A 468-nucleotide genomic window follows, 5' to 3' on the forward strand; every position below is an offset into this window, starting at 1 on the left:
CCAGGTCCGCACGCCTCGCGGGGCGGCGGCAGTGGGGGAAGACGCAGGTGCGGTCGCGGACGATGACCTGTTCGCGGAGCAGGGGTGCGGCCTCGTAGGACTCGCAGTGGCGTTCCGCGGCGAGATCCAGCACCGGGCGGATCGTCACCTTCGAGGCGTCCGCGCACCAGCCCTTGACCGCGTCCAGCAGCAGCGGGGAGCGGGTGGCCTCGAGCGTGGCGATGGGGCCGATCTCCCCGAGAGCGTCGGTGGATAGGTGGACGTAGAGGACGACGTCCCGCCTGCGTCCGGGTGCGGGGGTCTCGACAGGCTCGACCACCGAAGCGGCTCCCTGGTGATCGAGCTTGTCGAGATCCCCGCACAGACCCAGGTGCTCACGCCCCAGCTGCCCAGCGGCCCACGCACGCCGCGCATCGAGGGAGTCGCTGGAGCCCAGCGCGAGGGCCTGGTGGGCCAGCTCGGCGAGGG

At 72.6% G+C, this 468-nt stretch carries 1 pseudogene; it reads right to left on the reverse strand.

Annotated features, from left to right (window positions below):
- Nucleotides 1-319, reverse strand: a pseudogene (locus ACZDWJ_RS19725) (HNH endonuclease signature motif containing protein); the annotation flags it as partial.
- Nucleotides 320-468: the final 149 nt, after the last annotated feature.

It is taken from the genome of Nocardioides sp. B129/18 (assembly GCF_055282735.1).